Origin of the sequence: Klebsiella sp. 141251, from assembly GCF_050600725.1 — a bacterium.
In the GTDB taxonomy this organism is placed as follows: Bacteria; Pseudomonadota; Gammaproteobacteria; order Enterobacterales; family Enterobacteriaceae; genus Klebsiella; species Klebsiella aerogenes.
In genome coordinates this window covers 1-269 of the sequence record NZ_JAQIRG010000044.1, presented here as the reverse complement: position 1 = coordinate 269, position 269 = coordinate 1, and the positions used below count along the sequence as shown (strand labels likewise).

Below are 269 nucleotides of genomic sequence, written 5' to 3'. Positions count from 1 at the left end.
GGCCTGAAATTTAGCGGTTACGCCCGCTATGGCGCCCACTTCCAGACCGGCGACCAGAAATATGTCGGCGTCGACGGCTCCTATAACGGCGCCTCGGCGATCGGCCGTCTCGGTAATGAAAGCAACGGCGGCGAATTCCAGATCAGCAAAGCGTTCAAAAGCGCGCAGGGGGCTATCTGGGATCTCAACGTCATGTTTGACCACTGGAGCGACGAGGTTAACCTGAAAAAAGCCTACGTCGGCGTCACCAACGTCCTCGAATCTAACCC

Annotated in this window: 1 protein-coding gene; it reads left to right on the top strand. The window is 57.2% G+C overall.

Going from position 1 to position 269, the window contains the following annotated elements:
- The coding region (locus tag PGR09_RS24580; RefSeq protein ID WP_430916590.1) for a carbohydrate porin at positions 1-269 on the top strand (269 nt) is incomplete at both ends.